A 22,966-nucleotide genomic window follows, 5' to 3' on the forward strand; every position below is an offset into this window, starting at 1 on the left:
ATGGGATTTAAAGGGCTATGACCCGTTGCGTACTCCCATCGTACCGAGGCGCTCGTTTTTTTGCAAAGCGGTAATTTAACGCTCTACAGGAATGCTATCGTACCCGTTAGCCATACATGCAGCGCAAGCGCCGCACCACAGATTATAGAAGTTATACCGATCTTCCATGGGAGCTTAACGATGTTCGGCAATATCTGCCTTCTCTAAAATTACTAATGAATAAACAGCGGCACCACAATTTCCACCCATTGAACTTTGTTTTATTACTTTCCAGCCATCTTCAAGTAGTGTATTTAATTCATCGAGATTATTGTTCTTTCCAGCATAGTATACAACGATGGCTTTTTGCATTTTTCAAGTCACCTTCCTTAATAATTGATGGTTACACGTGATATCTTTCTACAATTGAAACCTGCCCGTTACGTTAATGTTTTTCCACTTCCACGGAAACCATTTTCCTCTCAATGACGAAAAGACTGGTTCTTTTATCTTTTAGTGCAAGCAGCAATTCTTCCTTAGTTTGATCACTTAGCGGATTCATATGGATCACCTCAAAATCATTATAACAATGCAGCCTCGACCTGGTGATTATTCAGCTATCGTACCCGTTACTTTAATAAGCCTCTTGTTTTTTTGTTATTTGAGAAACCCTTAAGCTCTGTTCTTAAGAGGCCGATATCGTAATTTGCATCAAGACCATTTTCTCCTCGTAAATCATTTAGCTCTGACAGCTTAATAATAAGTTGCTCAGCAAAGAGTTGGATGTTTCCCTGGAAAATAAATGCTTTTTATATGCAGACTGCTTTGTCCCCAAATCACTCTATCTTTCTTATAATGAACATCAATATAAAATCCCCCGCAACCAAAAATGCCACAAGAGCAAGTGAACATAGGAAACTTCCCACTTCTCGTTAGAGAATTAAAGAACTCCGTGACAACAAATACTTCACCCTCATCTTCATTAAGCCGAACCTCATTGACATAAATGTCCACACACTTCTAACCGCCTTAATATGGTATTCCAATATATTCAAGGCATTTACCACGTTATCCTGCCCGTTACTTCAACGAAAAAGGAACAGTTGCCTGCCGCGGCGATCTGTTCCTTGTCTCTGCACTATAGTACCCGTTAGCGTAACGATATCAATCTAAGTGGTACGGATTATGATTAATTCGTTAAGGTCCTTCTTTGGTTTATGAATTCTTCCCCTCATGATAGTTTTCCCATAGTGGACCGATGTATTTTTCTAATGTATTTACAACGTCATCTCTTCGGCTCTCTTCGACATTTACAGTGTCATTAGAAATATCATTTCTAATTCGTATGAGCACAAATAAAGGGGGTAATGCAGCCTCACGGAGAGCCTTTATCAAGTGTTCTTCTTGTGGAGTTATATCCATAGTGTATCGTTTTCCTTTCTAATTAGATTTCTGCATATAAACTAATTATAAACCCTGGCTCTGTGTCTGGGGCAAGAGGAGGTAAGCTATCCATTCACTATCGTTTCTCATGGACAAAGTCCATTTTAGCTCCTTCAGTTAGAACGGTCAGCACGCGGGCGGTCATCTCGTCCACGCTGATCTCCTCGTAACTTTTGCCCCACTGAACCGCTGCCCCGAAGATCGCCCAACTCGTCATGAGCGCCATCGTATCGACTGGAACTTGCCTGTCGGCTCGAGCCGTCTGGATCTGCACAAGCCAGTGCCTCAGCAATTCAGCCAGCTCGTCTCGGACCGATCGTTCAAACAGCGGATCGACGGTATCGACTGGACTGCAGCGGCCATAAAGCGACCGTACGTGCTCCAGCACCGTTTGAACCAAAATGCTCAAATGCTCCGTACGCCAGCCGGAATCCGCCGGCAGCTTCCGCTCCAGCAGAAGTCGGAACTTATCTCTGATGGACTGTTCCAGCAGCGCGAATTTGTCTGGAAAGTGTGTGTAGAATGTCCCTCGGTGCAAATCCGCCCGATCGGCGATATCCTGGATCGTCATCGCAGTAAATCCCTTCTCCCGCATCAGCTTTTCGAACGACTGCTTTAACAGACGCTGTGAACGATTGCGCCGTCTATCCGTTTCCTTCTTTTCACTTTCCATAGCATGCACCATCCCTTGCTCTACGAATTCGAACAGTTATCCCGGCTGGCCCGACAAAACAGCCGTTTTGTCAGGTAACCGACATTCAGGCACCACTGTCCGTTGTTTCCGGGCTATACTTTTCCTACTATTGTAATGAACGGAGTTGAATTATTCAATTCAACGAAATGAAAAGAAAAGAGGGAGTAAACATGGCAATAGGAATGCCTGAGACAATGAGAGCGATCCGCTATTATTCCTTCGGAGGGCCTGACGTACTGCGTTTGGAAGAAGCGCCCGTTCCGAACGCCGGCATAGGCGAGGCCATCATCCGCGTTCATGCCGTCGGCGTCAATCCCGGCGATTGGCAGATCCGTTCGGGTTTGGCCGGCGATCGGTTCGAACTGCCTTATACCCCCGGCTGGGACGTCTCAGGAATCGTTGTGAGTATAGGGGATGGAGTGACCAGCTTCCGCCCGGGCGACGCCGTCTACGGCATGACCACCAATAGCGGGGGATGCGCGGAATACGTCGCCGTGCCGGCCGGAAATCTAGCACTGAAGCCTAGATCGATCAATTTCGCAGAAGCGGCGGCTTTACCCCAGTCCGGCTTCACAGCTTGGCATGCGTTGTTCGTCCAGGGGAAGCTGGAGTCGGGTCAGACCGTGCTGATCAACGGCGCCGCCGGAGGAGTCGGTCACCTGGCTGTTCAGTTGGCCCGATGGAAGGGCGCGAGCATCATCGGAGCCGCTTCCGCCCGTAACGAGCCGTTCCTGTGCGAATTGGGCGTCGATCGGTTCGTAGACTATGCGGCTGCTCTGCCGACGGCCATCGCACGGAGCGCGGACCTTGTCCTCGACACGGCCGGCGGTAACCAAGGGGATTGGCTGCTCGATACGTTAAAGCCAGGAGGCCAGCTTGTGCCCATTGCATGGGGGAGCTACTCGTCTGAGCAAGCGACGAATGCGTCGGTTACCGTCCACGAAGTGCAGTATCCACTGATAACATCGGCTTATTTGGAGGAGTTGACCCGACTGATTGACACAAAATGGCTTAACGTGACGATCGATTCTATATTTCCTTTTGAGGAGACGGCCAACGCGCACATTAAAAGTGAAAGTCACCGGGCACGCGGCAAAATCGTAATCCGCGTTTTTTCTGAACTGCAATAAAGCAATACGAGCAAAGGCTGCCGGTCATGCCGGCAGCCTTGTCCTGGATCTTTACTCAGCTATCGTACTCATAGCTTAATGACATTGTTCCGACTGCACAATCGCCAAGCGATTCGGACGCTTTCGACAGAAGGCAGGACAATTGTGCTAAATCAGGTATATCCCCTTCACGCAATTTGATCCATTTCCGTTCGGCTGGTCCTTCAAAGCCTTTTGGAAACTCAACGCCAGCTGCATTCATAATCATGAACGCAATTGCATCCTTCGAAGGCGAAATAACCGCTGCAAATTGCCCGTTTTTTAGAAAATGCGGCTTCTTGTATTGAATTTTTTCTTCCACTCCAGGAATCGTCTCATGAACCATCTGCCGCAGCTTGCCGCTCAGTTCAATTTGCCATTGCGGATTCAGATTTTCAATAAATGTGGTCACTTCTTGATTCATTTCATTCATTCTCCATTTGTAAGCTATTGAGCCTGCTGAAGCATTGCCAAGTATTCAGCATAGCGTTCCATGGATGCAATTGCGCCTTGCTCCGCACCGGATGCAATGGAACCTTGAAGGGCTTCAGCAGATGCGTATTCCGTGCGCATAGTCAGTTTGGTTAGGCCCACATCAAGTTGTTCGAACGAGTCGAATATGAGGGATTCATGCTCGTTATACGGGGCCATATCAAAAATCATGGTGTAGTTCAGCCGTTCAGGCTTGGCAATCTCGCGATATGTGCCAGTGAAAGGAAACTCGGTCCCGTCTTGGCCACGCTGAACATATCGATAGGTACCGCCAACGCGCAAATCGATCTCGCAAGCGAAAAGAGGTACTCCGCCATATCCCCACCACCGGGCCACATGCTCCGGCTTTGTCCAGGCATCCCATACCAGCTCTCGCGGCGCTTGAAAAATGCGTTCGACGATCAGTGCTTGACCTTCTACTCGAGTTGTTGCTTTTGCTGCATGTTGATTCATATTAATCTCCTCCTAATAATGGTATGGGTTCTCCAGGGGGAACCGAATACAGCAGAATGAAAACGTAACGGAAGATGTAATGAGCACCGCTCTCTTGGAGCGTTGGAAGTCACGCGTAAGCACCAATTTTTCGACTTAATTTTCTGCCATCAAGTCCTGCTATTCCGGAAATTGAAGTAGTGCCTGAGAATTACTCTTCTTCTTTGGAAGCATCCAGAAATTGGGTGAATATGGCAACAATCAAATCCGTATTCTCCATTAAGGTCACATGAGTCGCACCGGGCAACACAGCCAACTGAGCTTTGGGAAGGCCAGTCAGGTCTCCAGCTACACCACCTCCAAGCAGCTTAAACATCTCCAATGCATGTTCGGGACGAACATTGTCAGAATCCCCAATGACAGTGAGTACGGGAGCTTTAATTGATTTGATCAGAGGTGTCCAATCTAGCTTTACGCTACCCATCGCCTTGATTTTTTCAACCAGCTTGGGGAAATCTTCCGGACGCGGCGCCAGCTTTTTATATTCCTCTTCAATTGGGGTGCCTACGAAAATTTCCGGCGTGATGAAATCCATCATTCCATTAACCTCATCATACATGCCGTCGCTCTTAAACGTCGACGAGGCTACTACAAGCTTTCGAACCTGCTCCGGATGCCGGGCAGCCATTTGAATTCCGACTGCACCACCTAAGGAATGGCCGATTATATCGGCATCCTTAATCCCGATTTGATGCAGGAGCTCAGCCACATCGTCAGCCATCTGCTCGCTGCTTAACGGACGTTCAATGTCAGCGGTACGTCCGTGACCTTGCATTTCGAGGGCAATCACCTGCCGGCTCTCGGAAAGTTTGGGAATGAGTGTGCCAAACGCGGAGTCAATAGACATAAATGCGCCATGGAGCAAGACTACCGGATGCCCGCCCGTGCCATGGATTTCATAATACATGTTGAGCCCATTCACTGTGGCGTAATGACCGCGTTTCTCTTTTAATTGCTGCGACTCGACAAATTGAATGGTTTTATGTAACCACAATGCTGCTTCTCCCCGAGTCATGGCCTCGTTATTTCGGTTCTCGAAGAAGGCGGGATCGCTTAAGTCTAACCCTTTGATGCCAACGGCTTTTTTCAGCAACTCCGCATATAGCTGCCTGGACAAATCAGCGTTTGGATTAACGTCACTCGAAAGCTCCAATCCGTTCACACGTGCGATTACAAAGGAATCGCTATACCATGCGTGATTGGAAATCGTATGAAAGAAATCTGTGGCGACCGGCTTTTTACCCGATCCGGTCTGATCAAGTTTCAGATTCAAGCCTTTCACAATTAAATTGACACCTTGTGCAACACTGGCTTTCTCACGCGGTGCAAACTGGCTACTTGTGATGCCGGATACAATACCTCGATCCTTTAGCTGAAGAATGGCTTCTCGTTCAGCATCATTTAAATCGGTGAAAGCAGACACGGGACTGCTGGCCAATGCTCCAAGCAACACGACGGCAACGATCAGGAATGCCAACCTCTTCAAACCAACTCACTCCTTTTTCATATGTTTTCGGTTCTTGCTTTGAATATACCCGTAAAGGTATATTCCTGTCAAGGAATATTATATATTGAAATTGACCACTCTCGCCTTGAATGCGCCTGAGCGCGAAAGCTGGCCAAGAATTATATATCCTAGGAGCGTACGTCCAGGCTTATGCCATGTTCAATTGGGTCTCGGACGGCTCGACGCGTTGGGTTCTGCCGAATGCGAAGTAATAGAGGCCTAAGCTGACAATTTGCAAAATCGCCAGCACGAGCCACATATTGCTGAAGATCACGCCCCGGGTTGCAGAAATGTAGAACGGATTCCAGGACGGAATCTCCAATCCACTGAGGCCCGCCAGCTTGCCGTAGATCCCAATCGCCACATGCCCCTCTCGGGGCACCACAGAGTAATGAAAATTTTGGTGCGCCATTTTATACTATATTTACGGCGGGGAGCCCAGTACCGCGCATCGCCGCCCGAAAAGGGCGAACAAATCTTAGCCGAAGTTGGGACTGACGTCTGCAGATATTCCCTAATACTGTTATGGGAATTAATTAACCACTTCGGCAATCGGACAATGTTCTTGTCTGACAATTAAAAAAGCCCGCTATTTAAGCGGGCTTCATTCAAACAATGTTCTTCCTTTTCGACAGATTTGCTAGCTGTCGGAAGACAAGAACATAGATGGATTTTCAGAATGGGCTCAAGGCTTATAGATGGTCTTTGTCATAGATAACTACCTCGGTCGTCGGCCACGTGCCGAGCCCTATACTGTCGTCCGGGTTATTGTCCAGCAGCCGAATCTGGAACGATTCCCGGAACTCCTTAAGCGCATCATCGGTGATTGGAATTTCCAATATTTTAATTTTCTCTCCAGCCCCAAACGTGATACTCCCAGTCGTTGCGGACATATAATCACTGCCACCAGCCGTTCCGGGGATAAGCTCGTAATCAATGGTGGCCGGTATGCTTACATCGCCTGAGCGCCTCACCTTGATCTGGGCTTTCCCTTCCTCTTCAATTGCATAGTAAGCACCATCTTCGAATTGAAATTGCATGTGTGGATCGTCACTGTAAATGAACACATCTGTTTCATTAAATTGTCCAAGTGTAGCCCCGCCAGACGGATTACTCAGGGCAAATCTGAAATTTTCGGGATTTTCATATTGCATATCATCCCTAATTGGGATATCGATCCGTTTCGTATGCTCGTCCTCGGCAAACGTCAGCGTTCCTTTCACCGGCGTGTAATCTTCATTCTCTGTAGCCGGTTCAGCATATTTGGAAGCTTTCCCATGCCGGGTTTCATAGTCGACGGTTACGCCTCCTTTTCTCCCGCCTCGATAGACAGTAAGGGAGACATAGCCCGCTTTCTCGTACGCCGAGTCGAAGTAGTAAAAAGGGGCATTCTGATCATCAGCCGGCAGCTGTACGAACTGATCGAAGGGCCATATCGTTACCGAACCTGGAACAGTAACCGAGCCCTGAGTATCATTGTCAAAAATCAATAGAGTTATTATAGACGATTCTTCGCCATTCGAAATAGTAAGACTAGCGGTACCTTCCTCGGTTTCCTCTACGATGGAATCGTCGATAAGAGTTACTGTAACCATCTTCGTTGACTCGCCCTGAGCGAACCTCACGAGTTCCTGTGGATATGTAATGTCCTCTCCCCATTTGCTGCCCCAGATAGACATACCGAACTGGATATAGACTGTATCCTTCGTGTCTTGCCGGGTCAGGATGACGTCGAATGTGCCAGCCCCCTCGTTTACGGCATAAAAGGTATACTTGAAGCTGACTTCTTGATGATGTGCCCATCTCCCGTCAGGAAACTTGTCAGGATAAGAGGACATTTCAGAACTTGCAGATTGAGTTTCTTCCTCCTGTCCGGTGCCTGCTGCGTCACCTTTCGCGGGGAACAGCAGTGTACAGGTGAATAGAAACACCAACATGAGGCAGATACTTCTCATCAGTTTTTCGTTGGTTGACATAGCTACTCCTCCTTTAATTTCGTTTATCTTTTGGATACGATTCGTATCATTATTCATATATTTTCCCTTTGAGGGCAAGTGAACTATAACAAAGCTATATGGACGGGGAAATCCATATTCAAATCTTTATTTAAAGAACCGTTTTAAAGTATTCCATTACATGGTCATGGAACTTGACCATTGTTCAATCACAGGGCTAAATGGGCTCAAGACTTACAAATGGTCCTTGTCATAGATAACTACCTCGGTCTCCTTCCAACCGAGCACTTTACTGTCGTCTGGATCAACGTCTATCAACCGGATCTGGAACGACTCCCGATACTCCTCAAGCGCATCATCGACGATTGGAATTTCCAATATTTTTGTTCTATCTCCATCCTTGAACGTGATGCTTCCTGTTGCAGCGGCCGTATAATCACTGCTCCCAGCCGTGCCCGGGATAAGCTCGTAATTCACTGTTGTCTGACCACTTATTTTAGAGCGAATTACCCTGATCAGAGCTTTCCCTTCTTCTTCAATTACATAGTTGGTTCTATCGGTGAAATGCAATTCCTCATAAGGATCGTCGCTATCATCAATAAATACATCTGTTTGTTTCCATTCACTTATTGTAGCCCCGCCTGTCGGATTGCTCAGGGCAAACCTGAAATTTTCGGGTCCTTCATGCTTCCTATCATCTATAATTGGGATGTCGATCCGTTTAATATACTCGTCTTCGGCAAACGTCAATGTACCTTTAACTGGCGTATAATCCACATACTCCGTAGCCGCTTTCGCATAAGCAGAAGTTAGTCCAGCCTGGGTTTCGTAATCGACGGTTACGCCTCCTCTTCCTCCCATGCCTCGATAAACGCTAAGAGTGACAAAGCCTGCTTTCTCATAGGCTTGGTCAAAGTTGTAAAAAGGGGCCATCAAATCATCAGCTGGCAGCTGCCAGAACTGACGGCTAGGCCATATCGATGTATATCCTGGGTTTGTGCTCCAGCTTGGGTCTTCATTGTCCCAAATGTCGATAATCATACTTTTCGACGATCTAAACTCCTCCCATTCGTTCCCAAGATAAACGAGAACCTCCTCGGTGCGCTCTACGACAGAATCGTCGATAATAGACACGGAAACCGTCTTAGTCTTTTCGCCAGGAGCGAACGTCACTATAAAAGGATGAGTTATGTTGCCGAACATATATAATTGAGCATAGATTGCTTCCGTCGCCTCTTCCCGGGTCAGAATGACGTCGAATGTGCCAATTCCTTCACTTACAGCATCAAAGAGATACTTAAAGCCGATTTCATTTTTACTGGCCCATCTTCCTTCGGTTGGAACGCTCACTGCGGAGCTTGCAGATTGAGTTTCTTGCTCTACCTGCCCGGGGTCTTCCGCATGACCGTACTCGGGAAACAATGTTAGGGCGAATAGAATGGCCATCAACCCGCAGACGTTTCTCATCCGTTTACCATTGAGTGACACGAATTCTCCTCCTCTACTTTTAAAAAATTTGATGGCCCCACTGAATGTCGGGCAGGGACTATACTTCTGCTCCTTCATCTATGGAATCGTTGATAACAGGCACGTCGATCCGCTTCCCACCATTCCCCATCTGCAAAGGTCACAGCACCTTTCACCGGGATAAAAACTTCATTCGCTGTCGCCGGATTCCTGCCATAAACCGGCACGGTTACGGCTGCAGCCTCATAATAGACAGCCACTTCCCCGCGGGAGTTTCCCATCCTTTGAATATACACACTTGCAAAACTATCTCTCTCTCCTACTTCCGGACTTATCGCTATGAGTCACTGCGCTTGATTCCGTTCCATTCTATCATGGATGTCCGCCTCACTTATCTTTAAATTTCTTCTTAGTCTCCACGATTCTTTGTGACTGAACAGAACGGTAATCATTCAAAAAAGGAATTATAACTGATACATTTTGTATCTATCGACACATACATTTCCAGATTTCGGAAGTGCTCCGATATTCCGATTATCCCATGAAGTCCAGTTTTTGTTAACTTACTTTAGCCTCATCTAATTGCAGAATGAAGTCGATTATTGTCTTCTCCCCGCAAGCACAGTGCCAAAGCGAAACTCACAAAGGTTTTGCTTCGCAGTACACGATCACCGACTTTCAGTTCAACCTTCTACTGGCCAGCTTATATGTTTTCACCAATTTAACAGATTGTGCATTTTGTTAACTTCAAGCTAAAAGCATGCTTTCTGACACAAAAAAATGCAGTTCTTTTCCCCGGATATGAATAACTCCATAAATCTCAAACCCCATACTTTCATAATGATCCAATGGCCACTTTGTAAGTTTAAACTTTTCCGTCCTATCATAAAGCGGTCAAAATTGATAGGGGTTATCTGACTTATCTTTTCCCCAGTATAATATAAAGCTGCAGGATGTTCGGTCCTTTTGTCAAGGATCTGAGGTCGTTATCCGGTCGCCGTCGTTGACGGTCAGCACCGGCTCATGCGAGCCGATCGTATTCCAATACCTGCTTGGCGCCAACAGATGTACAGCCATTCAATCACCTCAGTTTCAAATTGTTTTTGATCCTTTAAGTATACTCCCATTAAGAGTAGGCAAAGCCCTACATAATCGGGCTTTGCCTGTTTTAAATATACACACATCTACCTTTATCGTTGATTAGGAAGCTTTTGGATAATATCAGAATAAACATTGATTTTTGTTTTTAACTCTACCGATTTGCCATTTTCATCACCGTAAATAGCTCTTGCTGTCCCGTCTCTATTTTCAATAAACAGGACGTTACTATTGTGATAGGCCTCAAAGAGGGGATCGGTATCAAAAATAAAATTGGGAGGAATATCCCCAGCTGTATGGGATAGATCACCACCCGCATATTGACCGATAGCCGTTGCCTTCTCATCTTTAATTTCAATAAGAGTCCAGAATCGACCGTCCTGTAACATGTATACATCTGCTCTTCCGACAGGAAAAGAATACTCATGGTAGGCCCCAGAGAAACCAAGCGGTTTAAAATCATACGTTATCGGCAAAGAAATGGCTGCTTTACGTGCAGCTTGTAAGTCCTCTTGCGTAATCTGTTTCATATCAAATTTATAACTGTCGGACTTCACAAAAACCATTTTGCGAATGGCTTCATAATCTACATGATAGCCTAAGGCCTCACTCACAAATCGAATAGGGACAAGCACACGTCCATCCTGATTTTTTGCGGCCTGATCCATTTGTATCTGTTTATTACCCTTATATGCCACCTTACTGCCTACAGTAATCTTCAAGTATTCTCCGTTTGTATTCTGTAAAGTCACTACCTTTGAAGAAGGATTCCAGCTGTAATGAATCACTATAGACGCTAAGGATCGGATAGGAATAAACAAGCGGTTATTATCCATAATCGGGTGTACATCCATGGAGATGAATGTACCATTTACATTGACCTCGACTGGCCTCTCCTCATAATCTTTTGGAGCTGCATTAGAAACATGAGGATAGCTCACTAAAATCAAACTTAGTACCATAATAAAGGCTAAAACCATTTTCTTCATTAGTCATTTCTCCTCTTTATACCTCAGCTTCTCAAATAGACGTATTAAGCTGCAATGAAGTTGTGCTAATCTGCCCATTCGTTTATAAACCAAGATGGGCTTAATAGACGTTATTGCCAACGTGCAGATGAAGCCGAAAAAGCCCCAATTGTTATTTTAGAATCCACGGAACACTATCACCAAGCCGTTATCCAGTATTTAGAGGAGCACAGCATCTTATTCTTAGTCGTAAATCCTCTCATTTCACATCAAGCCAAGAAATCATGTCTACGCAAAGTAAAAACAGATGCGGTTGATGCCTTTTCGGCTATGTGAACGGTATGACAAAGAGGAATTTGAGAACCACAAAAAACGTGGCGTTCAATTATTGAATCTCAGACATGTAACACATCAGTACGACTCTCTTACACAAATGTATGTACAAGTAAAACTGCAGTTCCAAGCCGTGTTAGATCAGGTTTTCCCGCACTACAGAGGTATCTTCGGTGATCTCTATTCAAGAGTTTCGCTACTACTTCTTAAGCAATTTATCATTCCTACAGCCTTTGCAAGAAAGCTTTAACGACTTAGCTTAATTAGCATATTTATCATTCAAACGAAAAACCTCCCAGCATTTGCAGAGAAGGTTCTGTAGTACGCCTAATTTTAGTATACTGCCTTCGCCAAATAAATTTAAGAGAAAAATGTAGACAAGATTAGCTGGTTCTAACGCAGTGGATGGACTATTCGTATCCAGGTGCACCGGTGTATTGGGCTGTCCGTGAGCGACCGTAAGTTACTGTCGTTGGCGTTTATTTCCTTCGCTTTGACGGACGATCTCGTCAACGACGTGCTCGATCGGTGCGGTGGCGTCGATTATAATTCCGTTTTTCGGAATGTCTTCTTTCGTTTGGTGCAATCGCGCAATGAGTTCCCGTTCCGTTTTCTTTCCGCCCCACTCATTTTCCGGTCGCTCGTCAAGCCGCCGGTTCAATGTGTCAAGGTCGATCTCGAGGACAAACACGCCGTCAAATAGATCTATGAATTTCGAAAAGTTCCTAGAACCACCGCAGAAAAATGCTACCGCCTCCTCCTGGTTGGCGACCAGCGCTTTTACTTTATCTACATGCCAAATGTGGTGCTCGTGCGTGACGCCATCCGTCCGTGTACCCGTTTCCGGATCGCCTTGATAAGCCAATTCACGGTCACCATTAATGGCATGGTAGCCGCGCCGCTGCAATTCTTTGCAGACCGAGGTTTTGCCGGTACCGGAAACCCCTTCAATCAGATAATTCCTAATGCCCATGGCTAGACCCTCCGCGTTTTAATAAAATGGACAGTAATACAAATACACCCATGCTAAAATAAGAAGATACTGTTTTTGTGAACCCTTGCGGCCCACGCTCAAAGGACTGAAAGTTGGCTACACTATGCACAAGAATGAATACCCCGAGCGGTATGCCCCCAAGCAGTGAATGCAGATTACGCCAGTAGTAAGAGTTCTTGCCATTACTCAATTCCTCATTTTGATAACTGGTATCCGGAGCGAAATAAACCCAGCTTATCCGGGTTCCGGATAATATAAATGTTGTGAATCGTATGTCCTTCGGCATGAATCATCACGACAGATTCCGCTTGCTCTCTTACACGGACAACGACCCCGGCCTGGCCGTTAATCCTACTTACCTCCAATTGAATGCCACCCTCGTAATGGAGCGACTTGCGGAAAAAACCCAAAAGGAATTTGGAGACGGCCTCGCGGTATTCGATCGGGCGAACAGCGGCGAACACTTTCCCTCCCCCGTCTGAGATGAGCGCGACATCGTCCGCAAGCATGGAAACGACCTGCTCTGTGTTATCCTGCTCAAGCGCGGCAACGAATCGGCGGATCCATGCTTCTCTATCGGTCTCGGCATGGACCGGTTCCCCTTCGCCGATTTCCATCTTTCCTTTCGCGCGGCTGAAAAGCTTGCGGCAATTGACCTCGCTTTTACCGATGATCTCGGCTATACCGGCATAATCGAAGCCGAGCGCCTCACGCAAGACGAACACCGCCCGTTCTGCTGGGGACAGTTTTTCCAGCAGTACCAGTGTTGCATAAGACAGCAGCTCGTCTTGTACTATAAAATCGAGCGTTTCGTCTTCCGAGGTCGGGATGGGCTCGGGGAGCCATTCTCCGAAATACCGCTCCCGCCGTTTGCAAGCCGATTTGTATAAATCGCGGCAGCGATTGACGACCATTTTGCACAAATACGCCTTAGGTTCTTCGGCGAGACCAGACGGATGTACATCACACACCTTCAAGAACACGTCCTGCACTACGTCTTCTGCATCAGACCACGTACCTGTCATCTGATAAGCAAGCGTGAGCAACAGTCCCTTATAATGCATGTACAATTCCTCCATCGGTGTACCGTCTCCTTTTCACGTTTTAACCTGTCTTTCATTTCGTCAGCAAGCTTGCCGTGTCCCATGTATACTTTTTGATCTTCCAGCCCAACTTACCCGTGATGACGATATCGAGTCCCCATTTGTTCACCCAGGTTAATCCTTTGTCGGGACCGAGCCCGATGCTGAAAGATTTCATATAGCTTTTATGCACCGGCGCCTGGCGTCCTTCAAGATCGGCCAGCAATATTTTTTGGCAAGTTTGCAACATCGGATTGAGTTGCAGCCCGAGCGTCCATATGCAGAGGGGGACTCGAATTTCCTCATCTGTGACAGCGGGTCTAAACATCAGTACCTTGCGCAGATGAAAAGGGTTTTTGTCAATCAGGACGAGCCGAAGAGGATGCTTGATTGCCTGATCCATGAATAGGTTGCGGTTTCCTTCACGGCGTAAATCCCCGCATAACCGGCGCCAATGACGACGCAAGTCAATGTTTTCATAAGAGCCACTCCTTCTGTTTGTTTGCACCTAGAACGAGGCAGAGGCTTCTGATGGACACCTATCTGAGAAAGTCATAAAAAATCCCTCGAGGGGGATTTTTCGCATCACCATGCAGCGGCAAGCTTGTAAGCTTTCGCTATGGCCGTACGGACGATTTCTTTCGCATTCTCAGGTTTATTTTCATGCCCTTCCACAAACAGAGCTTCTACATCGCTTACCCCAACAATACCCAAAACCATTTTTAAATAAGGATGGCTATGATCCATCACCGTAAAAGGCCCTTCGGAGAAAATGCCGCCGCTCGCTTGAATATGAATCGCTTTTTTGCCTTTTAAGTGTCCGACTGGACCGCTTTCCGTGTAATGGAACGTTTTTCCAACAATGACAAAGGAATCGATAAATGCCTTGAGACGTGGCGGGACTCCCCAATTCCACATGGGAGAGACAACCACATATTTATCGGCACGCGTCACCATTTCGGTTACTTCGTTCAGGGCGTGAAGTTTTTGCTGTTCGACGGGACTCAGCTCGGAGAAGTCCATGTTCAACTTTCGAATTTTTCCCCATGCCATTATGACATCGCCGTCGATCGTCTGAAACGTTTCTTTATAGATATCGAATTCTTTCACTTCATCGTCCGGGTGAGCTTCCCGATAGGCTTGAAGAAAAGACTGGCCTACTTGAAGACCGACTGAATGTTCCGGAGACTTGGGATTCGCGGTAATATATAATAATTGTGCCATGTTGTTTCCTCCTATGCTTATCGTACGCCGACGTTAATCGACAAGGTTTAGTTTTTCCAATGAAAAGTAAAGTAATGTGCGGCCGCTTCCTCGATCCCGATTAGCGCGAGCCAACACTCCATCTCGGCTTAACAAGGCCGTGCTCTGGACCCGCAGGATCTTGTATTTCAAGGCCCAGGTAAAGTGAAGATGGCCTGCAAATGCTATAGCTACCTGATATTTGACGGGCCGAAGAGGCGGCGGATAATATCTCCTACGGCTCCTGACGGCTCGCCCATACGCGGCAAGGGAAGTTTCCGTCATTTTTAACCGTGAGGATGCGAAGCGGCCATTCCTTCGTTCTACAGTTTTACAGTCCGAAGCGCGAACGGAGCAGCTCCTTATAGCGCAAGCCGTCAATGTGCTCCTTCGTCACGGTTCCGTCCTTCCATTCCGTAAATGAATCTTCCGTTAACGTAACGTTACCACCGGCCGTCAATTTCGTGGCGAGCGGACGTTTGTTGAACTTCGATCCGGGATGCTCCGCAACTATCTTCCGAATGTCTTCGCTTTCCGATAGGTCGGTGATCGGCTTCCCGGAATCAAAGGCGTATCCGATATGCCAGTCCGAATCCTTATGCATTATCTTCACTTCGAGTTTGTAATCTCCAAGACTGCCGTCCTCCGGCCGGATCCGAAACGAACCGTTCCCGGAAACGACGGCTTCCCCGGTTAACGGAACGGGCTTCAGCGGCAAATTCGCCCCAAATCCCGTATCGACGAGATAAAGCCGTCCTAAGTGGGCTAGAAGAACGGCGATATGACTCCTTCCCCATGACAAATAGTTTTGTGCTTCCCGGTCATAGATGATCCCTCTTGTCAGCACCACGTTAAATCCGTTTTCGACAAGGAACAGATATAAGAGCGAATTCAGCTCGTAGCAAAGTCCCCCTTCTTTCTCAAGCAGCAGCTTGTTAATCAAATATGGCTTCGTAATCGGAAATGCCAGACCGTTCAGCACGCGCAAATTTTCAAAGGGAAACGTTCTTGCCGTTTTCTCCAGAAGGCGATCCAGCCCATCGAAATCGAGCACTTCGTCCGCCGGCAGTCCGATTCTTTCGCGAAATAACAAATTAATCCCGTTCATAGGTTGTCCTCCGATCAATGAATGCGATTTTCGTTCCATACCTTAAGCATAATGAATACGTAGGAGACGGACCATCGCGAATATCGCGAACTGTACCAATACAGTTTGATGAAGGCGAAGGGAGTCCGGCGCATATAATCTATATCCTTCAAGGGTATATTGAAGTTCCGCAGCGGCATCATAAAGACAAAGATGTACTTTTTGGCCCGCTTAAACTGCTGCAGCACCCTTGGCCGACCCGTACCATAACGCATGAATATTTTCAGAAAATGATAAAACACATTCAGACTGAACTAAGCGGTATCATCGGATGGGTCTTTTCTGGACATTTTTACGCTACAGCCAACATCATTGCGGCGTATGCCGATTGACCTTGTAATTCAATCTCATCCTCTTCACTCCTCAGAATTTTATTTAAATTTGAATTTCCGGGAGGCAGCCGCTCTTTCCCGGTTTTCGTCATCTTAAACGAAATAGGGCCGATGTCTGTGACACGTCGTATCATTCCCAAATCGAATTAGGCGGCATCCGGAACACAGACCAGTGGCATTGCGGCAAGGGAACGTCCGCTGGCGCGGCATTGTCACATATGAGGCGGCTACATCGTTGTATATTCATCAATTCAACAGGAGATGGTGATTAAAGGATATGTCTGATAAGGCAAGCAAACTGGTTTGTCATTGTTATTGGCGCTGGGATTGCCGGTTTGATGGCATTTTGTCCGATTATCCGCTGTCTAGAAATGGAAGCATTCCAGGTGTTAACTCCATTCTGGACAGAGTGGTCTTCCCCCATGATCGGTTGGAACTTTATCAGCTATTGAGGGCAGCACTCATCATTGGAGAAGTATTCGAAATTCATAGCTTGCAAAAAATCAAAAAAACGGAGGTAGATTCAAGTGAAAATTTTAGTGGCGGGAGCAAGCGGGGTCATCGGGAAATCGCTCATTCCGATGCTGGTACAAGCTGGACATGAAGTGACCGGATTAATACGCAATCCGGAACATGCTGCAAGAATGAAGGAAGCTGGGGCTTCATTTATTCTTGCAGATGTATATGATCGCGATGCCCTGTTCGGAGCACTTGCCGGGGCATCTCCGGAGGTAGTCATTCACCAATTAACCGCATTGCAGGCCATGAATATGGAGGACAATGCACGAATCCGCAAGGAGGGAACGAGAAACCTCGTGGACGCTTCGCTCGCAGCTCGCGTTCGCCGAATGATTGCACAAAGCATCTCTTGGACATATGCACCTGGGGAGGGGCCGGCGACGGAGGATTGTCCACTAGATCTTGAGGCGCCCGCGCCACGCATATCAACTGTACGAGGTGCTCATGCACTGGAGACCGCCGTGGCGGAAATGCCGGAGCATGTTATACTTCGGTACGGCTTGCTATACGGTGACGGAACCTGGTATGCTCCGAATGGTTTGATCGCGGAGCAGGTGCGCCGGGGGGGGCTTGCCGCTACAAACGGCGTCAGTTCCTTCGTTTATACGGAAGATGCCGCAGCAGCCGCTGGGCTAGCACTGGGCTGGCCGTCAGGAGTGTACAACATTGTGGACAGCGATCCGGCAGCCGGCACTAAATGGTTGCGCGTCTACTCGGAATGCCTTGGTGCTCCGGAGCCAAGGATAGAGCCGGGAAGTGCAAGAGGCGAACGCGGAGCACTGAATGCAAAAGCACTTCAGCACGGCTGGAAGCCGAGGTTCGCTTCATGGCGCGAAGGATTCCGCCATACTCTTCGAGGGAATTCATAAGCGGCGGTTTCTGTGTAATGAAGCAGCTGTACAAATGAATGGGTTCAAATCAAAGCAGAGGTTTTCGACCTCTGCTTCTTCTTATTAGATATTTGCAAATCCTGTTGTGCAATAGTTTGAACTTCTCCTCGGTTTGCTAGCCGCTTTAATGCCCACCTTATCGTCGGAATTTTGTGCTCGCATTTGAAGATTCTGCCTTGTTCTGATTGTGAAAGGCCGTACCTTATTGGTACGGGCCTTTATGTTATTACGTTACTTAATGGCGTATTCATGCGCTTCAGTCGATCACTGCCTGATAAATCATTGTCCAGAAATCATGAGCGATCAGGCTGGTCTTAGGAAGCTGCGCCCCTCTGAGCTGAATCATTAGCGTCGCCACTAGCTCCTCACGCGGATCTGCGATCCAAGTCGATCCCAGAGCCCCCGGCCAGAAAAACGAGCCTTCGCTAGGACCGATTCCGATTTGCCTGGTCCTGACTGAGACGCCATACCCGTATCCTTTGTTCGTCCACATCATCGACCCGTCGTAATCGGTCTCGTCGAAGAAGGGATGCGCATGCTGTTCGGGAGTGAGATGGTCGGTTATCATCGCCTCCACGGATTTGCGTGACAGAATGCGTACCCTGTCCAGCTCCCCATGGCCAAGCAGCATTCGTCCGAAACGCTGGTAATCATCCGCCGTGGAGAGAAGGCCGGCTCCCCCGGATAGGAAGAGAGGAGCTTCCGCCCAACCAGTCGATTCCGGACGGTCCAGTGCGAGGAGGCCTCCCCCCTCCTTCGGCGCGTATGCGACTGACAGCAGGCCACGTTTTTCCGGCGAAATCGTGAAACTTGTGTCTCTCATCCCAAGGGGTTCAAAAATCCGTTCATGGAAAAACTCATCCAGCGTTTGACCCGTTACCCGGGCAATTAATACGCCAAGAACTTCGTGTGCAATGTGGTAGAGGAAGCGGGTGCCCGGCTGATAGAGGAGCGGCAGCTCGGCCAGCCGTTTCATCCAGGAATCAGGATCGAGATGCTCCTCTGCATTCTGAACCCCCAGCGGCTTTACCAATGGAGCGGGAAGCAGCTTCATCACCTCGGACTGCAGCTGGTGATCCCCCCAGCCGATACCGATACGTGAGGTAAGCAAGTCGTGAAGCGTGATAGGGCGGGACGATGGCAAGACGTCGTCCAACCTTCCGTTCGGATCGCGCAGAACAACCCGGTTGGAAAGCTCCGGAAGCCATTCATTCACCGGATCATAGAGACGAATCTTTCCTTCTTCGATCAGCATCAATGCGGCTGCAGCCGTGATCGGCTTTGTCATCGACATGATTCGGAAGAGCGTCCCGTCGAACGGGAATGCGTGCCTCTTTGTCCTGCCAGCCGATCGCATCGGTATAGGCTTCCTCGCCTTTGCGATGAACAATGGCGACCGCCCCGGCGATCTCTCCGCGATCCACATAACCCTGCAAGACGCCGCTTAGCCGGCGAAGACGTGTTGCGGAAAAGCCCGCTTTTTGCATCGATATCTCTCCTTAGAACAGTATTACTTTGATAAACCATCACAAAAAGTATTCACGCTGTTTTCTATAAATTCCTCTTTGGTGTCACTGATAAATTGAGTATTCCATAATGCATTAGAAGAAAAATAACCGTAATACATGGTTAACAACACCATGGCTTGTTTAGAAGCATCAGTAATGACCATTTTGTTCTGATCCTGCATTACCAAAAAGTAATCTGTTAATAATCTTTGCAATTGCTTTGTATTTTCAGCAATAAGGTTGATTAATTCGGGCATAGTCGTTCGTTCTTGAATGGCAATTAAAAAAATTTCTCTATTATTCTCCATTAAGTCAAGATACGACTTTGCAATAAGTTTTAGGTCTTGTTCCAACTCGTGTATGACTTTTTGTTCAAATATTTTTTTTAAACTAGGGGCATATGAATATTTTTTAACGGCTGCTTCGAGCACCCCTTTTTTGGTCTTAAAATGGCGAAATACCGTCATCTCGCTTACTTCCGAGGCGATGGCAATATCCTTTATTGTTACTGATTTAAATCCCTTTGCTTGCATTAATTGAAGAGCAGCATCAAGAATTCGATCAGAAGTACCTATCTCTTTTTCATGCATAAAGACGCGCCCCCATTCTTTATAATAATTCTCTTTACTCTACTCCTATTCCATATAACTTCCTCCATTTACTGGCGTATACGTACCTGTAGTGAATTGACTGTCATCGCTTGCCAGGAAAGAAATGACCCTTGCCACATCATTGGGTTGAGCCAAGCGACGAAGTGGAGTGAAATTGCTTATCGATTGCTTCATTTCTTCGGACATAAACGCAGTAGCATCTGTTTCAACTACCCCTGGAGCAACCACATTAGAAGTGATCCCATAGGGTCCGAATTCACTGGCGATATACATAGCGAAAGTATCAAGGCCCCCTTTAGCTGTGCCGTGAGCAATCATGTTGGGGGCAATATGCTTGCCTGAGCCAGAGGAGATATAAATAATGCGCCCATATTTTTGTTCGACCATAAAGGGAATAACAGCCTGCGTCATGACAAATACTGATTTTAGTTCATTATTTAACTTTTGGGAAAACTCATCCCATACCATATCAGCAAATGGCTTTGTTACAAAAGACATGTTTGCATTATTCACTAAAATATCAATTCGTACACCAAAAGCTTCTTTCGTTTTCTTTATAAGCTCAGCAACTTGGTTCTCATCACGAATATCTGCCTGAACAGCTATGGCCTCACCGCCATCTGTTCGAATAGCGTCAACCACTGCATGTGCTGCATCATGATTACGAACATAATTCACTACGACTTTTGCTCCGCGTTGTGCTAGTAATTTAGATGTTGCACTTCCAATACCGCGCGCTCCTCCAGTTATAATAGCCACTTTTCCCTGCAAATTCATTTGCACCTCTCCTTTGCATGTATGTTATCGATAACTAACATCATTATAATGATTGCTTAAACTTACTGTCAAATTACAAACATAGCCAATAACCAAGATCACTCCATTTTGCTCAGTTTGCCTCAGGCAACGGCGCCATCCGTCGAGCAATTCCCTGCGCTTCTTATTCTTACAAAAACTTTACCATTCTATGATTTTCCATTTACAGTGCTATGTTATTGTAATGCAGTTACGAACAGAAACTGTTCAAAATCAGAATGAGGAGGGTTTTTATGAAAACTCACACGAATCGCGTAAAAATCGCAGCACTTCTTTTGTCAGGATCGTTTATGTTAGGCGCATTCGGTTTGCCGGCATCTGCTGCGAACGTACAGCAGCCCGCACAGTACGAACAAAGCTACGAAATCACTAATCCTTATGGAAATACGAAAACTGCCAATATCTGGTCGCCAAGGGCAAGCAACCCAGCCTTTGCTCAGCCCGGTCAGTCTTTCGATGTTGAGGTTAGATCTACAGCAGCTTTATCCACTACCGGATGGACAGCTGAATTGCAGAATGACCTGAGATCATGGAACGCTACGGTTACTGTCAAAACAGGGAAAGTTTACTACGGCGGTGAGGATGGCTATATTTTTACGGTTACCGTTCCTGAGGATATTTCTCCTGAGCTTTTCACTCTAGTACTTAAAAACAGCAGCAATGATACTCTTACCTCCAGTCGTTCCATAAAGGTAGAGCAGAATTTAGAGCAGGACTTTTATATTTTACATACATCTGACGAGCATGTTATGAGGGTAGATGCAGTAAAGTCAAGCGGAAAGTCTCATCCTACCGGCGGCAACGGAAGCTTTGATCAGATAAACTGGGCTGCTTCTGTTATCAATATCATTAATCCCCGTATGGTCCTCCACACCGGTGACAATATCCAGTTTTATCATGAAGCGAATCTTCATAACGGAATAGACGCACCTACCTGGGCAGGAGACCTTACCGGACCTCAAATGCTCAGCGGCTATATGCAAGCCAAATCAAATTATACTGTGCCCACAGTTATGGTCGGCGGAAACCATGATACAGGCTACAGCGACTATAAGGATTCCGCGAGATGGTACGACATTTATGAAAGCATTGTGGGTGCGACTGCGTTTTCAATACGTATGGGATCATTCTATCTGTTAGCAAGTGAGTGGACCCGGGATGGCCATTTACAATATTCAAAAGATACATTCAACAACAGCTTTAACGATCCAACCATAAAATATCGTCTATGGGCCTCCCACTTCTATGGTAATGAAGGCAGTCAAACCCTTGACTATAAATATACGATCCCTACGGCAGACAAACCAAGTGATCTTGCACTTGTAGGTCATAACCACACAGCAAAAAAATTGCAAACAACTCCCTTCCCCGTATTTTCTGCAAGCGCCGGACAAAATTACGAAGAGCATGGCTTTTACAATTTCAAAAAGCAGACCGACGGATCCTGGGTATCCCCTCAGGCAAGCCAATCATCAATGGTTATGGGTGTTGACAGGTTCCGGATGTACAATATGAGCGAAACTGCAGATACCTCCGTTCCAACGACCTATGAGCCTACCGAATTTGCTGTTACAGAGTCCTTTGCCAACGCAAATGACGGCACAAAAAACCAAAACAGCGTGGTCGTAACCAATAATATAAAACAAAACTTCTATGACGGCAGGGTGCGTTTCCTTATGCCTAGAGGCGAATATTCTGTAGAAGGTGGTACAATTCTATCACAATACAACTATGATACAGACAAAACTGCCGTTTTAGTTAAAATCGATATAAAGGAAGCTACAACAGAACCATCCAGATTAGAAGTTACTATTAACAAAGAAGCGAGCGTCCAATTCGTATCGGCTGTCACCTATGAATTGGAAGAATCCAAAGGTGTCAACGTCAAGCTGGTCCGGGCGGGCACAAGCAAAGGAGCGGTTACCGTATCCTATTCCACCCAGTCCAAGACGGCAATGAAAGGCAGCGACTTTATTGATTCGTATGGTACAGTGACGTTCGCAGATGGTGAAACCAGCAAGATCATTCGCATTCCTATCGTGGACGATTCTTTGGTGGAGTACCGGGAAACATTCGGGGTTAAACTGAGCAACCAGGGTCCTAATGACAATGCGAACGTGGGAGCCATTGCGGAAACAGAGGTTGTCATTTACGATCAAGACCATCTAAAAACAACAAAGTAAGCTGTTCCGAACACGCCTCAAACGAGAGGCGTGTTTCTTTTTTTTGAGACTCGATACTCTTGGTAT

General features: G+C 46.8%; 22 protein-coding genes and 1 pseudogene. 5 read left to right on the forward strand and 18 right to left on the reverse strand.

Annotation, left to right across the window (positions count from 1 at the left end; all coding sequences use genetic code 11):
- Positions 1-174: 174 nt before the first annotated feature.
- Together AC0YNV_RS24390 and AC0YNV_RS24395 are read right to left on the reverse strand one after the other, a co-directional pair.
- Positions 175-351 carry a hypothetical protein gene (locus AC0YNV_RS24390; RefSeq protein WP_475770346.1) on the reverse strand — a complete coding sequence of 59 codons (177 nt, stop codon included), beginning with the start codon at positions 349-351 and terminating at the stop codon, positions 175-177.
- Between the two features lie 1,147 nt (positions 352-1,498).
- Positions 1,499-2,095, reverse strand: coding sequence for a TetR/AcrR family transcriptional regulator (locus AC0YNV_RS24395; protein ID WP_475770347.1), 597 nt, complete (start codon positions 2,093-2,095; stop codon positions 1,499-1,501).
- Positions 2,096-2,286: 191 nt separating this feature from the next.
- Here AC0YNV_RS24395 and AC0YNV_RS24400 point away from each other — a divergent pair, with 191 nt between their 5' ends.
- Positions 2,287-3,246 carry an NADP-dependent oxidoreductase gene (locus tag AC0YNV_RS24400; protein WP_475770348.1) on the forward strand — a complete coding sequence of 320 codons (960 nt, stop codon included), beginning with the start codon at positions 2,287-2,289 and terminating at the stop codon, positions 3,244-3,246.
- Positions 3,247-3,301: 55 nt separating this feature from the next.
- Here the strand turns inward: AC0YNV_RS24400 and AC0YNV_RS24405 are convergent, their stop codons facing one another.
- The 7 genes from AC0YNV_RS24405 to AC0YNV_RS24435 all read right to left on the reverse strand — a co-directional run bounded on the left by AC0YNV_RS24405 (position 3,302) and on the right by AC0YNV_RS24435 (position 11,264).
- Entirely contained in the window at positions 3,302-3,688 is a 387-nt protein-coding gene (locus AC0YNV_RS24405; protein WP_475770651.1) for a DUF1801 domain-containing protein, read from the reverse strand.
- 23 nt (positions 3,689-3,711) lie between these two features.
- Positions 3,712-4,209, reverse strand: coding sequence for an SRPBCC domain-containing protein (locus AC0YNV_RS24410; protein ID WP_475770349.1), 498 nt, complete (start codon positions 4,207-4,209; stop codon positions 3,712-3,714).
- A 190-nt stretch (positions 4,210-4,399) separates the two neighbouring features.
- Positions 4,400-5,734 carry an alpha/beta fold hydrolase gene (locus tag AC0YNV_RS24415; protein WP_475770350.1) on the reverse strand — a complete coding sequence of 445 codons (1,335 nt, stop codon included), beginning with the start codon at positions 5,732-5,734 and terminating at the stop codon, positions 4,400-4,402.
- Positions 5,735-5,903: 169 nt separating this feature from the next.
- On the reverse strand, positions 5,904-6,119 hold the full coding sequence (locus AC0YNV_RS24420; protein WP_475770351.1) for a hypothetical protein: 216 nt from the start codon (positions 6,117-6,119) through the stop codon (positions 5,904-5,906).
- 328 nt (positions 6,120-6,447) lie between these two features.
- A complete protein-coding gene (locus tag AC0YNV_RS24425) occupies positions 6,448-7,731 on the reverse strand; it encodes a Calx-beta domain-containing protein (RefSeq protein WP_475770352.1) in 1,284 nt (427 codons plus the stop codon).
- A 213-nt stretch (positions 7,732-7,944) separates the two neighbouring features.
- Positions 7,945-9,198: a Calx-beta domain-containing protein gene (locus tag AC0YNV_RS24430; RefSeq protein ID WP_475770353.1), complete on the reverse strand. Its 1,254-nt coding sequence runs from the start codon at positions 9,196-9,198 to the stop codon at positions 7,945-7,947.
- A gap of 1,169 nt (positions 9,199-10,367) precedes the next feature.
- Positions 10,368-11,264 (reverse strand): copper amine oxidase N-terminal domain-containing protein, encoded by an 897-nt coding sequence (locus AC0YNV_RS24435; RefSeq protein ID WP_475770354.1) that lies wholly within the window; start codon positions 11,262-11,264, stop codon positions 10,368-10,370.
- Between the two features lie 144 nt (positions 11,265-11,408).
- On the opposite strand from AC0YNV_RS24435, the pseudogene AC0YNV_RS24440 reads away from it, so the two are divergent.
- Positions 11,409-11,793 (forward strand): annotated as a pseudogene (locus AC0YNV_RS24440) (IS110 family transposase); the annotation flags it as partial.
- A gap of 246 nt (positions 11,794-12,039) precedes the next feature.
- On the opposite strand, the gene AC0YNV_RS24445 reads toward AC0YNV_RS24440, so the two are convergent.
- From AC0YNV_RS24445 to AC0YNV_RS24465, 5 genes are all read right to left on the reverse strand, one after another.
- Positions 12,040-12,549 (reverse strand): AAA family ATPase, encoded by a 510-nt coding sequence (locus AC0YNV_RS24445; protein ID WP_475770355.1) that lies wholly within the window; start codon positions 12,547-12,549, stop codon positions 12,040-12,042.
- Positions 12,550-12,764: 215 nt separating this feature from the next.
- Positions 12,765-13,649: an RNA polymerase sigma factor SigJ gene (gene sigJ / locus AC0YNV_RS24450; protein ID WP_475770356.1), complete on the reverse strand. Its 885-nt coding sequence runs from the start codon at positions 13,647-13,649 to the stop codon at positions 12,765-12,767.
- Between the two features lie 37 nt (positions 13,650-13,686).
- Positions 13,687-14,055, reverse strand: a complete 369-nt coding sequence (locus AC0YNV_RS24455; protein ID WP_475770357.1) for a hypothetical protein — start codon at positions 14,053-14,055, stop codon at positions 13,687-13,689.
- 182 nt (positions 14,056-14,237) lie between these two features.
- Entirely contained in the window at positions 14,238-14,876 is a 639-nt protein-coding gene (locus AC0YNV_RS24460) for an FMN-dependent NADH-azoreductase (RefSeq protein ID WP_475770358.1), read from the reverse strand.
- A gap of 349 nt (positions 14,877-15,225) precedes the next feature.
- Complete coding sequence (locus AC0YNV_RS24465) at positions 15,226-16,002, reverse strand: arylamine N-acetyltransferase family protein (protein WP_475770359.1); 777 nt, start codon at positions 16,000-16,002, stop codon at positions 15,226-15,228.
- Positions 16,003-16,019: 17 nt separating this feature from the next.
- On the opposite strand from AC0YNV_RS24465, the gene AC0YNV_RS24470 reads away from it, so the two are divergent.
- Together AC0YNV_RS24470 and AC0YNV_RS24475 are read left to right on the forward strand one after the other, a co-directional pair.
- Positions 16,020-16,373, forward strand: coding sequence for a hypothetical protein (locus tag AC0YNV_RS24470; protein WP_475770360.1), 354 nt, complete (start codon positions 16,020-16,022; stop codon positions 16,371-16,373).
- A 527-nt stretch (positions 16,374-16,900) separates the two neighbouring features.
- Positions 16,901-17,761 (forward strand): NAD-dependent epimerase/dehydratase family protein, encoded by an 861-nt coding sequence (locus AC0YNV_RS24475; protein ID WP_475770361.1) that lies wholly within the window; start codon positions 16,901-16,903, stop codon positions 17,759-17,761.
- A gap of 277 nt (positions 17,762-18,038) precedes the next feature.
- Here AC0YNV_RS24475 and AC0YNV_RS24480 read toward each other — a convergent pair whose 3' ends face one another.
- The 4 genes from AC0YNV_RS24480 to AC0YNV_RS24495 are packed head-to-tail and all read right to left on the reverse strand — an operon-like array spanning position 18,039 to position 20,678.
- Complete coding sequence (locus tag AC0YNV_RS24480; protein ID WP_475770362.1) at positions 18,039-19,076, reverse strand: serine hydrolase domain-containing protein; 1,038 nt, start codon at positions 19,074-19,076, stop codon at positions 18,039-18,041.
- On the reverse strand, positions 19,003-19,269 hold the full coding sequence (locus AC0YNV_RS24485) for a hypothetical protein (protein ID WP_475770363.1): 267 nt from the start codon (positions 19,267-19,269) through the stop codon (positions 19,003-19,005). Before AC0YNV_RS24485 ends, AC0YNV_RS24480 begins: the two co-directional genes overlap by 74 nt.
- A 23-nt stretch (positions 19,270-19,292) precedes the next feature.
- Complete coding sequence (locus AC0YNV_RS24490; protein ID WP_475770364.1) at positions 19,293-19,880, reverse strand: TetR/AcrR family transcriptional regulator; 588 nt, start codon at positions 19,878-19,880, stop codon at positions 19,293-19,295.
- Positions 19,881-19,925: 45 nt separating this feature from the next.
- Positions 19,926-20,678, reverse strand: coding sequence for an SDR family NAD(P)-dependent oxidoreductase (locus AC0YNV_RS24495; RefSeq protein WP_475770365.1), 753 nt, complete (start codon positions 20,676-20,678; stop codon positions 19,926-19,928).
- 272 nt (positions 20,679-20,950) lie between these two features.
- On the opposite strand from AC0YNV_RS24495, the gene AC0YNV_RS24500 reads away from it, so the two are divergent.
- A complete protein-coding gene (locus tag AC0YNV_RS24500; protein WP_475770366.1) occupies positions 20,951-22,900 on the forward strand; it encodes a Calx-beta domain-containing protein in 1,950 nt (649 codons plus the stop codon).
- The last annotated feature ends 66 nt before the right edge of the window (positions 22,901-22,966 follow it).

Source organism: Paenibacillus sp. JT31N11 (genome assembly GCF_056269285.1).